Source organism: Capnocytophaga felis, from assembly GCF_009684755.1.
GTDB lineage: Bacteria > Bacteroidota > Bacteroidia > Flavobacteriales > Flavobacteriaceae > Capnocytophaga > Capnocytophaga felis.
On sequence record NZ_BLBC01000014.1, the window covers coordinates 283642 to 297905 of the forward strand.

The 14264-nt window shown below is 37.7% G+C and carries 16 protein-coding genes and 2 pseudogenes; 15 read left to right on the forward strand and 3 right to left on the reverse strand.

The features are described from left to right. Positions 1-12: 12 nt before the first annotated feature. From GN105_RS11805 to GN105_RS11840, 9 genes and pseudogenes are all read left to right on the forward strand, one after another. Complete coding sequence (locus GN105_RS11805) at positions 13-744, forward strand: DUF6088 family protein (protein WP_155285593.1); 732 nt, start codon at positions 13-15, stop codon at positions 742-744. Continuing rightward, positions 729-1700 carry a nucleotidyl transferase AbiEii/AbiGii toxin family protein gene (locus GN105_RS11810; RefSeq protein ID WP_155285594.1) on the forward strand — a complete coding sequence of 324 codons (972 nt, stop codon included), beginning with the start codon at positions 729-731 and terminating at the stop codon, positions 1698-1700. Before GN105_RS11805 ends, GN105_RS11810 begins: the two co-directional genes overlap by 16 nt. Then, entirely contained in the window at positions 1700-2038 is a 339-nt protein-coding gene (locus GN105_RS13030; RefSeq protein WP_227977429.1) for a hypothetical protein, read from the forward strand. Before GN105_RS11810 ends, GN105_RS13030 begins: the two co-directional genes overlap by 1 nt. Positions 2039-2343: 305 nt before the next feature. Further along, the gene (locus GN105_RS11820) at positions 2344-2874 is read left to right on the forward strand and encodes an HXXEE domain-containing protein (protein ID WP_155285595.1); all 531 of its coding nucleotides are present in this window, start codon (positions 2344-2346) and stop codon (positions 2872-2874) included. A gap of 33 nt (positions 2875-2907) precedes the next feature. Next, positions 2908-3756 carry an AraC family transcriptional regulator gene (locus GN105_RS11825; protein WP_155285596.1) on the forward strand — a complete coding sequence of 283 codons (849 nt, stop codon included), beginning with the start codon at positions 2908-2910 and terminating at the stop codon, positions 3754-3756. 135 nt (positions 3757-3891) lie between these two features. Beyond that, positions 3892-4443, forward strand: a pseudogene (locus tag GN105_RS13035) (MATE family efflux transporter). Between the two features lie 136 nt (positions 4444-4579). After that, positions 4580-5032 (forward strand): MATE family efflux transporter, encoded by a 453-nt coding sequence (locus GN105_RS13040; RefSeq protein ID WP_227977430.1) that lies wholly within the window; start codon positions 4580-4582, stop codon positions 5030-5032. A 197-nt stretch (positions 5033-5229) separates the two neighbouring features. Continuing rightward, positions 5230-5475, forward strand: a complete 246-nt coding sequence (locus GN105_RS11835) for a ribosome biogenesis protein (RefSeq protein ID WP_227977431.1) — start codon at positions 5230-5232, stop codon at positions 5473-5475. Next, positions 5453-5824: an RteC domain-containing protein gene (locus GN105_RS11840; RefSeq protein ID WP_227978812.1), complete on the forward strand. Its 372-nt coding sequence runs from the start codon at positions 5453-5455 to the stop codon at positions 5822-5824. The genes GN105_RS11835 and GN105_RS11840 overlap by 23 nt, the downstream gene beginning before the upstream one ends. 88 nt (positions 5825-5912) lie before the next feature. Here GN105_RS11840 and mobA read toward each other — a convergent pair. Both mobA and GN105_RS11850 read right to left on the reverse strand, forming a co-directional pair. After that, positions 5913-6328: pseudogene (gene mobA / locus GN105_RS11845) on the reverse strand (conjugal transfer protein MobA). A gap of 481 nt (positions 6329-6809) precedes the next feature. Then, entirely contained in the window at positions 6810-7025 is a 216-nt protein-coding gene (locus tag GN105_RS11850) for a hypothetical protein (RefSeq protein WP_227977433.1), read from the reverse strand. A gap of 67 nt (positions 7026-7092) precedes the next feature. Here GN105_RS11850 and GN105_RS11855 point away from each other — a divergent pair, with 67 nt between their 5' ends. The 6 genes from GN105_RS11855 (at position 7093) to GN105_RS11885 (ending at position 11406) form a co-directional block, all read left to right on the forward strand. After that, a complete protein-coding gene (locus GN105_RS11855) occupies positions 7093-7521 on the forward strand; it encodes a DUF3408 domain-containing protein (protein WP_155285598.1) in 429 nt (142 codons plus the stop codon). 59 nt (positions 7522-7580) lie between these two features. Next, a complete protein-coding gene (locus GN105_RS13100; protein WP_262884851.1) occupies positions 7581-7709 on the forward strand; it encodes a hypothetical protein in 129 nt (42 codons plus the stop codon). Positions 7710-8315: 606 nt separating this feature from the next. After that, the gene (locus GN105_RS11870) at positions 8316-8837 is read left to right on the forward strand and encodes a hypothetical protein (protein ID WP_155285599.1); all 522 of its coding nucleotides are present in this window, start codon (positions 8316-8318) and stop codon (positions 8835-8837) included. Between the two features lie 51 nt (positions 8838-8888). Next, complete coding sequence (locus GN105_RS11875; RefSeq protein ID WP_173015005.1) at positions 8889-9461, forward strand: hypothetical protein; 573 nt, start codon at positions 8889-8891, stop codon at positions 9459-9461. A gap of 263 nt (positions 9462-9724) precedes the next feature. Then, entirely contained in the window at positions 9725-10771 is a 1047-nt protein-coding gene (locus tag GN105_RS11880) for a hypothetical protein (RefSeq protein ID WP_155285601.1), read from the forward strand. Then, positions 10744-11406, forward strand: coding sequence for a hypothetical protein (locus GN105_RS11885; RefSeq protein WP_155285602.1), 663 nt, complete (start codon positions 10744-10746; stop codon positions 11404-11406). Before GN105_RS11880 ends, GN105_RS11885 begins: the two co-directional genes overlap by 28 nt. A 1131-nt stretch (positions 11407-12537) precedes the next feature. On the opposite strand, the gene GN105_RS11900 is transcribed toward GN105_RS11885, so the two are convergent. Continuing rightward, positions 12538-13560, reverse strand: coding sequence for a site-specific integrase (locus GN105_RS11900; RefSeq protein WP_155285603.1), 1023 nt, complete (start codon positions 13558-13560; stop codon positions 12538-12540). Positions 13561-14264: the final 704 nt, after the last annotated feature.

Sequence of the window (14264 nt, forward strand, 5' to 3'; positions counted from 1 at the left end):
AAAAACGAATTTATGAGCGAAAACATTTCAGAAATAGTAAGAAACAAAATAGAGAGAACGGATTATGGTATTGTGTTTTCCGCAAGCGATTTTCCTGTTGAAGTTACCAAGCAGAAATCAGTAAACAAGGTCTTGGAAAACTTGACTAAAGCTGGTGAAATTAGACGTTTGTCGAAAGGACAGTATTATAAAACAAAAATGACAGAGTTTGGCGAGCTTATGCCCAGCAGCTATCAGATTGTAAAGGACCTACTGGAAGAGAACGGCAAACTGATTGGTTATATTACAGGATATCAAATTTTTAATGAGCTTGGATTGACTACACAAGTTTCTGCCATTTTGCAGATAGGCACTATCAAAGATAAGAAAAGCACAAAGCGTGGTTATTACAGGATAAAATTTGTAAAGCAATGGAATACAATTACAAAAGAGAATATTCCTCTTTTGCAGTTGCTTGATTGCCTTCGTTTCTTCAAAAATATTCCTGACACTAATCCTGCGGATAACTGTAAAAAACTCTTGGGACTATTATCTAAGTTAAGCGAAATTCAACGCAACAAAATAAAAAAACTGTCTTTAAAATACACTCCGCAGACAATCGCATTATTGGGTGCAATGCTTGAAGTGTTGAATCCGAACGAAGATGTTCTGATACTGCAAACGTCGCTTAATTACCAGACATTTTATAATTTATCAATCCCGCAAGAAGTATTGCCTAATCAAAAAAAATGGAATATAAGATGAAACTGCACGAAAATCAACCTCTGTTTGCCCAACTACTCAATTTTGCAGCAAACACCCTGAATATAAGACCAGAATTTATCGAGAAGGACTATTGGATTACTCGTGCGTTACAGAGAATGTCTCAAAATGTCAATGCCGAGAAAGTAGTTTTCAAAGGAGGAACATCCCTCTCTAAAGCATACCGTCTAACCAATCGCTTTTCTGAGGATATAGATATAGCTATTATTGATGCGGATTCTTTTTCTGGGAACCAACTAAAAACATTTATCAAACGGCTTGCTAAGAATATGTCAGCCGATTTAAACGAACTTGTCGTACCCAATGTAACAAGTAAAGGTTCCCGTTTCTACAAGGCAATTTATCAATATCCAAAATTGGTCGGACTAACTTCTTCCGCTGTGAAAGCAGGACAGATTTTAATTGAGGTCAATACTTATGCGAATCCATATCCATACATCAATAAGGAAATCAGCTCGTTTCTGACTGAGTATCTTGTAACTATTGGCAGAATAGATTTGATAGAACAATACAATTTAAAATCTTTCTCAATCAATGTTTTAGACAAACGGAGAACGATTGTGGAGAAATTGGTTTCACTATTTCGTTTCTCATTTGAGGCTGATACCATTAAATCTTTATCTTCGAAAATCCGTCATTTCTATGATTTATATTATTTGATCAACGATAATGAATGCTCTAATTATATCCAATCAGCAGATTTTAGAAATGATTTCCAAGAACTTCTTATACACGACCAACAACAATTTTCCGAACCTGATGGTTGGTGTACAAAAACCGTCAATGATTCCCCTTTGTTTAAGGATTTCTTTGGTATATGGTTGAAATTAAGTCCTAATTATCGGAAAGAATTAACGCCTTTGGCGTTTTCCGAAATTCCCAACGAAACGTTAATTGCAGAAAAATTTATGGAGATTTTAAAGGTATTATTAATTTAATGATGCGCATAGATAAGATATTATGTGATATTGTAGCAATTGAGCACGGATTTCAGCATATCCTTGATGGGGCTGATGAAATCCTTTCGGCGTACTCAAAGGAGCAGTGTTTTCAATTTGTACACACGTTGTTTGAATATGAAGCCTATCAAGCCCGAATGTTGGCAACAACTATATTGGGCAGATTGGCAACAACGAATAATGATGCACTTCATTTTCTGAAAGAACAAGTAAGCACTGATGAAAATTGGCGTGTGCAGGAAATGCTTGCAAAGGCTTTTGACGAAGTTTGCAAACACAGAGGACATGAAGCATCCTTACCTCTCATCGAAGAATGACTGAATGATAACAATCCGAATGTTATCCGTGCCGTAACTGAAGGGTTGAGGATTTGGACAAGTCGCCCGTTCTTCAAAGGAAATCCATCGGTGGCTATTGCCCTAATCAGTAAGCACAAAGCACATGAGAGCGAGTATCTTCGGAAATCTGTTGGAAATGCTTTAAGGGATATAAGCAAGAAGCACGCAGAATTAATCCAGCAGGAAGTACGACAATGGGATTTGTCCAACCCCAAAATTCTCTTCACCTATAAACTTGCAGCGAAGCTATTAAAGTAGAGCATGAGATCATAAACAGATGAGTTATGACGAAATTAGAACTGACAATGTTACTTCTCCCTATTGTATTCATGGTTCACAAATACGAGGAGATTATTATGTTCAGGCATTGGCTTGACAGAAATAGGGACGAATTGAAAAGGCGTTTCCCTCAATTCGAACAGTTTCTTGCACACAGGGGACATTTTGATTATTCCACAGCCACATTTGCCATTTGGACTGCCCACCAGTTCATTCTGATTTCCCTCATTTCTTTCTGTGCCGTGTGGATAGATGCTTATCAATGGTGGTTCGCTGCATTTTCAGGATATTCCATCCATCTTATAGTATATCTTGCTCAATGGGCAATATACCAAAAATATATACCTGTTATCATTACCACAATCTTGACATTGCCTTATTGTGTCTATGCCTTTGTTGAATTTGCAAACGCATCTATTCTATCTCCTTTACAGATGTTCTTATGGGTAGTTGTTGGGATTATCCTAACAATGCTTGGCTTACTCTCCGCTTTTTTCTTGATGAGCAAGTTTCAACAGTGGCATGATAGACATTGAGAGCGTATTGTCAATAATAAAATAATAGAAAGAATGTCCCGGTTCCCCAACCATAGAAGTTCACAACTCTCCGATTTCGGAGTATATCTGAAGACAGTCGTCTTCCAAACATCGGCATCTTCGGAAAAATATGCCTTTTCCCATACCGATGATTATTATTTCTTTGGCTTCATAGAGGATGGGCAATGCTGTCTGAATATTGATTTCGAGGAATACACTTTCGGGAAAGAAAGTCTGGCTATCATCCATCCGGGACAAGTACACCGTATCATCGACGCTTTCAATCTTTTCGCAACGTTTCTGATTATCGACTCTGTATTGGTAAACGAGGAGGAAAAACAAACACTGGAGCGATACGGTTGCCCCAGAATTCAACTATCAGACATCTCGGAACTGAAACTATTACTATCGCTTCTCGACCGCAAATTGAGTTGCATGGAAAATCCATCTGCCAAAGCAATCGTTCAACGACTGACCACCGTCATTGTGGGATTGGTCGTGGAGAACGTTGCAAATGCGATAAAGGTTCAATCCGAATTGCAGGGAACTGTGAGTCGACACAAGGAGATTGTATGGGAATTTCGGGATTTGCTGGAAAGTAATATCCAAAGCAACCGTTCACCTTCGTTCTATACCGGACGGCTGAACATTACCGTTGCCTACCTGAATGAGGCGGTAAATGCTGTTCTGGGGACAAGCGTGAGCCGCCATATCCAAGACGAGATTGTTTTGCAGGCTAAACGTCAATTAGTCTATACGAAAGCCTCCGTCAAGGAGATTACGCATAGTCTGGGCTTTGACGATTACTCCTACTTCACACGACTGTTTACCAAGGTTGTAGGCGTTTCTCCCACGCTCTTCAGAAAGAATTACCACGAATAGTGCTATTATCCCCATTGTTCGTCTATTGTGACGATCTGTATCCCACTGTACCTTTGTAGCGGAATTTATTTACTTAAAAAGATACGGATTACAAGGATGAACAACGCTGTGAATTTTTTGCAAGAAGGAAGTATGATGAAAGCTCTGACAAAATTGGGGATACCTATTGTCATTGCAATGCTGGTGATAGCAATATACAATGTGGTGGACACTTTTTGGGTTGCACGTTTGGGAACTCTTCCCGTTGCCGCTGTATCGGTCGTTTTCCCTCTGTCGCTGTTGTTTCTCGGGATAGGTTTGATGTTCGGTGTCGGAGGCGGAGTGTATATATCCCGCTTGTTGGGGGCGAAGCTGATTGTCAAAGCAGGTTAGATCGCTTCCGTATCGTTGATCACCTCTATGATTTTAGCTGCTCTCATTGCCCTTGTATGCAATGCGTTCCTGCCAGACATCCTGCTTTTCATGGGGGCAAACGAGGAGATGATAAACTTAGCAGAAGCATACGGAAGACTCTTCATCATCAGTTGTGTCATAGGAACATTGAATGTATCAATGTCCAATATCATTGTTTCACAAGGTGCATCGAAAACATCCGCAACGGCAATGATTATTGGCTCTGTCGTCAATGTAGCATTAGACCCCTTGTTTATCTACACTTTCAATTGGGGCGTGGAAGGTGCGGCATAGGCCCATTCTTTCAAGAATCATTACGACAGCCATTTATATTCGCTTCTTCCTTACGAAAGCAGAGGCAAAAGTATCACTTGCCTTGTTCGTTCCCACGATAAGATTATACACAGATATCATAAAGATTGGTATCTCTATGCTCTTTTTACAGTTGCTACAAACTCTTTCTATCAGTTTGTTGCAGAGAGCCGCGGTGAAATATGGGGCAGAGGCAGTCGCGGCTGTAGGAATCGTCTTGAAAATCGTCACTTTGGGAACAAATGTGGTCTTCGGATTTGTCAAAGGACTCCAACCGATGGCAGGCTATAATTACGGAGCAGGCAATTTCCAACGATTAAAAGAAGCGGTGCACTGCTCTCTGATACTCACAACCTCATTTTGTGTACTTTGGAGCACTTTCATACTCATGTTTGCTTCTCATGTTATCAGTTGTTTTGGAAAAGATGAAACAATGCAAGAAATTGCACGAATTGCCCTTCGAGCCAATACGATTATGTTTTTCACTTTCGGATTTCAATTTGTATATTCTACACTATATATGGCAATCGGAAGAGCAAGACAAAGCCTTTTGCTCAATATTGGACGGTAAGGTTTGTTTTTTATCCCTACCATATTGCTACTACCATCGTATTGGGAACTGAACGGAGTACTCTATGCCCAGCCTGTCGCCGATGTCTTTGCAACCCTGATGACGCTGCTTTTTGCCGTCCGAATTCACAGGGAGATAGATCATCAATCACATCTCACGACAGAGAATATATAATGTTGAACTTAAAAGATATGATTATGCTAAGACTTATTCAAACAGAAGACTTTAGGATAATGCTCTCTTCTTATTCTACAAAAGAACAGATACAAAAGGTGTCAGACAACTTTATATTGAAGGTTGTTGCTCTATGTGATACAGAAGAAGATACTGTCTCGTTGTTTCGTATCCTCCGCTATACTCGTTTTCGTTTACAAACCTTGCAAGAGAAGTACTTGATGGACGGAGAGGGGAAAAAATGTATTGGAGCTACTCTTTGTCATTGACACGGAGCTGGAATTGCTGAAGGTGCGAATGCAGGGGCTTCTTCCTGCTTTGCCCGTCAAGTCTGCCAAGAAACTCTGTTGGACAGGTAAGGTAACAGACTTAGTCGAACTCCTTTATGCCCTTGACACTTGCGACTGCATTAATAATGGAGAGATTGGCGTAGAAGAACTGGCAGATGCTCTTTCCGAAATCTTCGGAGTGGAGATAAAGAACTGCTACAACTTCTATATGAACATGAAGCGTTGCAAAGATGACAGTCGTACCTATTTCCTTGGTGAACTCCGTGAGAAACTCAATAAGCGTATGGTGGATAGCGACCTGAAAGGTGGCAAGTTCAAGAAACGATAACTGCATTCAAATGGCTTAATCAGGCTTCCCTCTCATTTCGGGAAGCCTGATTTTCTTTCATTGAGGAATAACACTACACAATAAAAGGCTATCGCCGATGTTGCCATTTATCTTGGAATTCACGGGTTAATTGCACGATTTCCCCTCCGATTATTGCCAATTCAAGTGTGAGTTTCTCCAATTGGCGAGCATTGCAAAGGCTTTTTTGTCGGTAAAGTTGCTCTTCAAAGCGACAACTGTTTGGTTATAATTCACTCCCACACTGCGGAATTGCCCGTACAAAGTCGTCAGTTTCTGATAATAATCAAGCAGGGAACGATCCACTTTTATCACCCGGAAAGTCTCATTAAAGACCCTTGCCTTGATGAAAGCGGCTTTGTTTTGAAGCCCCGATTGCTCGAACAGCGTAAGGAAACGAGTAAATTCAGTGTCCGTAAATCGAACCATACAACAATGGCTGGCTCGTTCATTCTTGGGAGGTCGTCCCACATTTCTCTTTGTCATTACTTTGGATTTTAATAGTTTGTAATTCTCTCTTCTGGAAATCGAACGTGCTAAACACAATTGAAATCCATCAGAGAGCGTTCACGATAAAATAGCCAATCAAGACAACGAAAACTTCTATCCAAGAACACCGACTTTGGAGGTGTTCCACCCTCTGCAAGAGCAAGGGTTTTGAGTTACCGAAATAATTTCGGGTAACGCAAGACATACCTTGCTATTTGCTCCGACGCAAATAAATCCGCCTCGAAAGGCGGTGCTTTATCTTCTCGAAATGTATGTTTCAAAGCCATGAAATACCGGCTTATCGCTTGCTGCAAAGTTACGACCTCTTGTCCCCAAAGCCATTAAGAGAGACGAAGCCACAAATAACCAAATCGAAGCCACAAGTACGCACTAAAGGAAATCACACTGATTATAGCATCACCGAGCTATATATTTGCACTGTCGAATATGTCGGTAATGGTATGTGTCTTCGATAATATCACGTTTCGATGAGCGATATGAGCGAGGGGTATATCAAAGAGTATATCCTTGGTTCTTTCATTTGAATGTGGGAATGTGCGAAAGCAGATACAATCGAACGATTGTATTGATGGACACTAATCAATATCTCCACAGAAAGGGTATGAACGAAAGGATGTAGCCCTACCAGTATAAGCTGATTATCGGGCATATCTTCGATAGCAGATGTATTCATCTTCATTGGTAAATATATCGGCAACGAAATGAACAGTGAATTGTATAACAATAAAAAATAAGGAAGTATGACAGAGAATCAAAACGGCAAGGTAGATCCCGTTGCCATCCGAGAACTTATTTCACAGGGTATTCCCATGAAAAGAAAAGAGAGTGAGATAAAACGCTCTCAATCAGAAGAGCAGTGTGTTGAATCGGAAAGTCCAAATGACGTGCCAATGTCAAAGGATTTTTCAAGAGTCCCAAGAAGAGAAAGTCGAAAGTCCGACAAAGGCGATTATGAGTCGCTTTTCATCTGTCGCAACACTTTGAAAAATCGCAAGACCATCTACATTGCCAAAGAATTGCAGGACACATTGGCGGAGATAGTCATGTCTATGAGGAATAGAGATATGACCATCGGTATCTATGTCGAGAACATCATCCTTCATCATCTTGAGACCTACAAAGATGAAATCAACAGATTGGCTGAAATGAAATTCAAGAAGCTGTTGTAATTCCCTATCTTCAGATGTTTTAAGTGGAACTGTTCTGCTGCTTACCGTCCTGTCCTACAATGTCGGGACGGGCAGGTTGCTGGGATACGGCAAGCATCCCAAGAGCCGACTGCTACGGCAGGGCAACCGCATCAAAATGTAAGCACTTGATTATCAATCATAGTTTTGAGTACATTCTTTATCTTTGAGTATAATCTCCGAAATGCAATCATTTGAAAATTAGCAACTTGTATTTTCTCGAAATTTTTGATGCGGTTGCTCTGCTGCTACGGAAGATAGAGTCCGGCGATAGGAATTTCTACCGTAAATTTGTCTCTTTTTGCCGATACAAAGGCAAGGTATTACGAGGACTCGTCAAACGGCGAAAGGTGGAGTTTGCCCTGTTTTATATGCCTTGATTATCAAAAACGCCTCTTGCTACATTTTTATGCTCCGCAAGGGGCGTTTTCTTTCCATTTTCTTCGTCTTTCTCATTATGTGTGAGTAACTTTGCAGAATAAGCTATAATTTGAATGTATAAGCCGAAAATTAATACTTGAAAGGTCTTATAAAAAAGTGAAAACTTTCGGTAAAGAACTTCCTTTTTGTACTGAAAAAGAAGAGGAATCAAAAGAAGAATGACTATATGTTTCAGTAAGAGAATAAGCATTTCAAATTCCACAAAGCAGGACTGAATTTACTATCCCTATAGGGTAAAACATAGTTTGATGAAGCTGTGATGTGTTTCTAAAATCAAACTGCTCTAATGGCTTCTATGAACAATTATTTGATGTTGTTTATTGGGGAATTCAAAGATGACAGCTAGGTATAAGAAAATACATATGTTAAAATTCCAAAATAAGATGGCTATATATAATAAAGGAGAGCTGACAGGAATTGTTGGATACAAACAATTGTACCCAAATGGAGAAATGTATCCTCTCGAAAAACTCCTTGCTGGATTACCGCGTATTTGGGCTATCAGGTTAGTTTCAAATATGCAGAATAAGTTGGTTGGTAAACCTTTCTATAATCCTGATTTCAGAGATGAGAAAACGACTCAGATTGATGTGTCGAGATTCTTCTTTGGTCCTAATAATTTAGACCAGTTACTTGGTGCAATCCATAGGTATAAAGCCTATTTCGCACTGGAGACAGAAAGAAAGCAACAACCGATGGAATATGCAACTGGCAGCGAGACACCGCTACTTTTGCTGAAATACATCATGGCTATGCCAGAAAGTGATGGTTCTGATAACATTGCGCAATTAGAGAAAAATTTATACATTGCTTTTTTGATAGCCAATGAAATTACCCTTAACAGAAATCAAGGGTAATCACCATACAAACAAGAGAATGATTTAGAATTGTATTTAGCCTGTCTTTTGATGTCGAGGTTTGCGTATAATGACTTTATAAATCAGGAATCAGATATTAATGAATTGGTTAGGAATCAGAATATCCGAACTGTTAAGTTCTTCAATTTTGTGTCCCAGCATCCTCAACTCAAAGACCTATATGATGAATTTCTAAAAGTATACGGTCTTACATCATGGAAATATTATTTGAGAACATATTGGAGCATTTTAGCTTTAGCCAGAGATAAAACCGGTGTTATCAACTTTGAACGACTTAGGGATGAAGAAGAATTATTATCTGAGCAGATAGTGGATAGAGATTCCATTGACATTCATGAAGTCATCCCCTTGGAAGATAATGTGGATTATCAAACTTTTAGAGAGAAACCATTTATTAAGATAGCACCTCACGAATATGTCGTCATAGATGTTTCATTTATGATTTATAGGATGTTTGATGGGCTATATTTCATATTCAATGATTTGTGGAAATGTAAGTACCCTGATAATATGCAGGGGTTTAATACAATCTTTACAACAGAGTTTTCGGAAAAGACTATATTGGTAAATTGCCTGAAAGAAGTAACTAACACACATGGATGATTTTCGCTTGCTGACGATGAATGTAGGAATGTAGTTCCCCAGAAGAAGTTGAGTTCTCCTCCAGATTTTTATATTCGAGACGGAAAGAATGTTATACTGTTTGAATGCAAGGATGTCAAAATACCCAAAGAGGTCAAGGCAGAAGGAACCATGCAGATACTCTTGAATGAAGTTGACAAAGACTTTGTGGCTATCTGGATACTAAGAAAAACAAATGACGTTATAAGGCTGTAGGACAGCTTATTAGGAATGCTAAGAGGATTTTGGAAGGAGAATTTGCTTGGGATAAGAACATAGATAGAGATAGCAGAATATTCATGGTACTGGTATTAGCTGATGCAAGACAAGTAGATGCAGGCTGGAAAAACTACTTGCAGAGAAAGATGCGTGAAGAGTGCACTCGTCAGGGAATTGATTACGAGAGAATATGCCCGCTGATATTAATGGATCTAGGAACTCTTACCCTTTATAAGGGCAACTTTAAAAAGGACGGATTCCTAAAATACTTTACTCGCTACTATAAGCAAACAACCTTTGATCTCGCGACAATTAATATTGGCGATATGATGACAAATGTTATGAATCAGACCATGTCATTCAGTAGGTATATGGCAGGTGAAAGACTTTTGGACGGTGAAGAGTTGAGAATAGATATAATGAGTGCAATAACCAAACAACCTGAACTATTGGGACATCACTCTTATGTTACCAAGACAGTAGAATATACAGACTTGTTTAATGGACAAGTAGAAGATTTGGAGACATACCTTACAGGCATCAACAAACGATGGCTGATAGAAGGTGTAGTTCACATGATTAGTGTGGACTGTTTTGATAGCTTTTCAATGGAAGCGAAACATGGGCTTCTGGTTATGTTCCAAAACTATAGGGAAAGGTCTGAAGTCGAGCAACTATTTCGCCGATTGAAAGCACTAGAGGAAAAATTTAATAGTACCTGGCTGACATTGATTAATCATCGAGCACTTTATCGTCTATTAATAAAAGTATTGAGACTTCCCAATGAAAGAGAGGGTATAGGTGAAAGTTTTGAGGCATACGAAGCTTTGCTGAAAGCCATTTTGCTGGAGAACAGTATGGAGATGCAGCGTGAAAAGGAAATCTTGGTAAGGATAGATGGTGACACAGATATTCGAGATGCAAAGATTATTATGCAGCAAGATGTACTGAATATCGATCTATTTGGTGAGAATAAGAAGGAACTGGAAAAAGCACAGATTCTTAAGTTTGTGGCATTAACCAAATTTGGGAAGAACACAAAGAGGTGGGTGAAGCCATCAGAAGGGTTGTGAATAATTATGGATTCCAGAATGAGTTCAGTTATATATTGTTGGCGCAAATGCCTTTGGCTGTTTATCACGATAAAAAGAATTTTAAAGAAGGTCTATATTGTGTGCATCGCCAAGACTATAAACAAACTAATGCTTTACGATTATGGGATGAGTTTACTACATATATTGCAGATAAATGTATTGATATATGGGATGTAAACAAGATGGATACAATCTTTGCCGAGCAGGAGTTGCTAGATAATACCTGTTTCAGAAAGTATCCTGTGCTGAAGATGTCCGAAGAAGAATACCTAATAGTATCGCAACCGTACTATACGCATTTATTGTTCGATGGCTTTTGGTGGAGTGTAAAAGAAGAATTAAAACTGGTCTATTCTGAAAAAACCATTATGAACTTGTTAACAAAAGATTTCTCGGAGGAGAAATTGTTCTATGAGTTGGTGAAACTTATGATAGGCGACAAGCGTATTCAAATCTACAATAAGCATTGTTTTGCGGCGCAACAATCAGCACCTGATATTGCTATCAAAACACGACATCATTTGTTTATGTTTGAATATAAAGACATGAGGGTTCATAGAAAAATCGCAGATGGAGGTGATATGAATCAGATGATGGATTTTGTGGTCGTATAAGGACTTTCGGAAATTCCATAATCTTCTGTATGGTTACCAAACTTATATAAGAAAAGGACGAGACATTGTAACACGATGTAATTCCTTTCGGTATTATGTGATGAATAAATGGGAATTGGAGATGACCGAGAAAGACAAAAAGAAGTTTGGACATGCTTATAAGGAAGTGATTAAAGTTATGTTTGGAATGAAAAATATATAAAATGAATGAGATGATTCTGAGCAGGCACATAGAACTCCTTAATCTTTTCAATGGGAAGGACTTTTGGAGATACATAAAAATATCGTGACTCTAGATATGAGAGATAATATTGATTTCATAGATATGAAACATAAAGAATAGTTAAATGGAGGAATTAGCTTTTTGTTACTTTTGAGTCGTCTCAACTCACTGTCAAAAGTAACGAGGTGCTTTTCATTGGGGGACTTTTGCTCCTCTCTTTGTCCGCCCAGAGCTCACGAAAGAAAGGAGCAGTCGACAAATCTGCCGACCGCTTTACTCCGTCTGTTCTTCTTGAACGGTTATCTGTCCCGTCCTTACTTCGGAAAAAATCATCTTGTCTGATTTTATGCAGATTCCAGAGGTGAGGGAGTTTGAGTTTCAACTTTTCTTTTTCCCTGCTTCTCGCATATCCAACATTTTTTATGCGTCTTTCCGTCGGGTCGGTCGTTTTCGTTTCAGTGGCGTAAAAAGGTTGGGCTTAGGACAAACAAGGTTTTACGGCGAGAATACTACCTGCAATGAAATGGAAGTGTGGAGATTGTCGTCTAAACGGCTTGCCGCCCCGACCTTTTTTGTCCGTAAAAGCCCGGAACTACCTTTGCCGCTGACAACAAACAACCGATCCCGACATGATATATGGGCATAAGTGGAGGATGTGCAGACAGAGAAACTAGGCGAAAACAGAAAACGCAGTCTCCGGAGACTGCTTTTTATCATAAGAATAGAATACCCGGAAAACAAAAAGCAGCCCCAATGGACAGCTTTACGAAAATAACTCAGAGAAAATTCTTTTTTCTCACGATATACTCTTATCTTTGCAACTTACAAAGTGGTTCTTTAAAATGGCAAAATGAGGTAGAGTGTAGAAGCTCACTGGTTTCCTTATCGTTACCATCCCTTATTGATAATCAAACTAATCTACTGGTTATTTGACATTTACGAATTTCTCTATGCTTTGCCATGTGAAATGTTATATGTTTATCAATTCCTGCATCTTTTATCCACTTGTGTAATATCTTATTGTGATGTGCACTATATATCAGATTTTCAAATACTTTATCATTATCTTTTTTTCGTTTACCAATAATTTTTACAGCCTCTTCACTAATCGGTAAATTCTCTACACTTTTCGTCTTCTTTTGTATATATTTCAAATACCAAATACCATTTTCATTAACTACATTCTTCCAAGTCAAATTCTCAATATCTGAAAAACGTAGCCCTGTCAGGCAACTAAACAGAAACGCATCTTTCAAAACAGGATACAAACACTCTGTAACGACCAATTTTTTTATTTCTTCCAAAGTCAAATATTGTCTGTTCGTTTCCTTTTCTTTTATCAATTTCACTCTAACAAACGGATTTTCATATATCAATTTATCTCTGTGAGCTTCTTTAAAACACGCATTTAATTTATTGAAGTACGACAAAGCTGTATTTTGTTGCAACTTCACTCCTCCTCTTCCGATGTTTTCTTTCAAAAGATAATTTTTAAATCTTTCCAAGAAAGTCTCATCTACCTTTGAAATCAAAATCTCTTTTGAATTACAGAAGTTTTTTAAATGTTGATATGCACAATGCCAAACATTACAATTCGATGTAGAATCATATTTTTTCTCTGTTATTTTAAGAAAATATTCAAGAAGCCCTACCTTTTCGTTAAACCTATCAAAAAATCCGTGTTTATTCCTTTGATACTCCAAACTTCTTTCAGAGCGTATTGCTTCAGCTAACAACATTGTCTCTTTGTTATGTTCTTTCTCAACAAAATTTCGTGGTTTATCATAAATGTACAATTTCAGAAACTCATACCTTTTAACTTTAGTTTCATTATCATAGTACACCAAGTAAAGACTATTTTTTCTTACCTTTCCTTGTCCTTCTCTTGTTTTACTTAGTTGTCCCTTACGAACTCTTAAATATACTTTCATAGTTAATTTATTTTTGATTTAGGCTGTAACATTCCGCCTAAAAGGACACGCAAAGCAACACAAATCACCTACAAAGTACCATATTTCTTCGGCATATTACTTTCTTTTACAGTAATTCCCCCATTTCTACACAATGTTTTATGACCTACTAAAAACAAAAAAAATCCAAACTTTTACATTTGGATTTTCATAACAACCTTTCGCTATTTTTTAGGATATCAACCTCCCTATACATCATTTAAGATACAATAAAGAACGCCCTTTTTATCTTTTTTCGCAACGATTTCGCCTATTTATTTTTAATTTCATTTTACTTTTACAAAACAAAAATAAAACACTATTAATCAATAAAATACAAATTTTTAGTCATAAACACATCGGTACCTCACTACCTCTTATTTATAACTAAAAATTTGTAATTACCACTTTTTTAATCCTTTTACTATTAAAAAGAAGTATTTATTTTGTTTTATTATATTATATTGCATATATTAATATACTATATACATATATCATATTTTGGTATATAATATATTTATAATAGCAAGCCAATATTTTTTTGAATTTAGTTAAACAAGAAATTATAAATCAAACAATTAGTGATTTTCATTCAACTTAAAATAAACGTGATTTTTTCTATTATTATTTTTAATTGGATGAAATATTTCAACAAGATACTTAACATTAAACCTGTCTAAACTTTT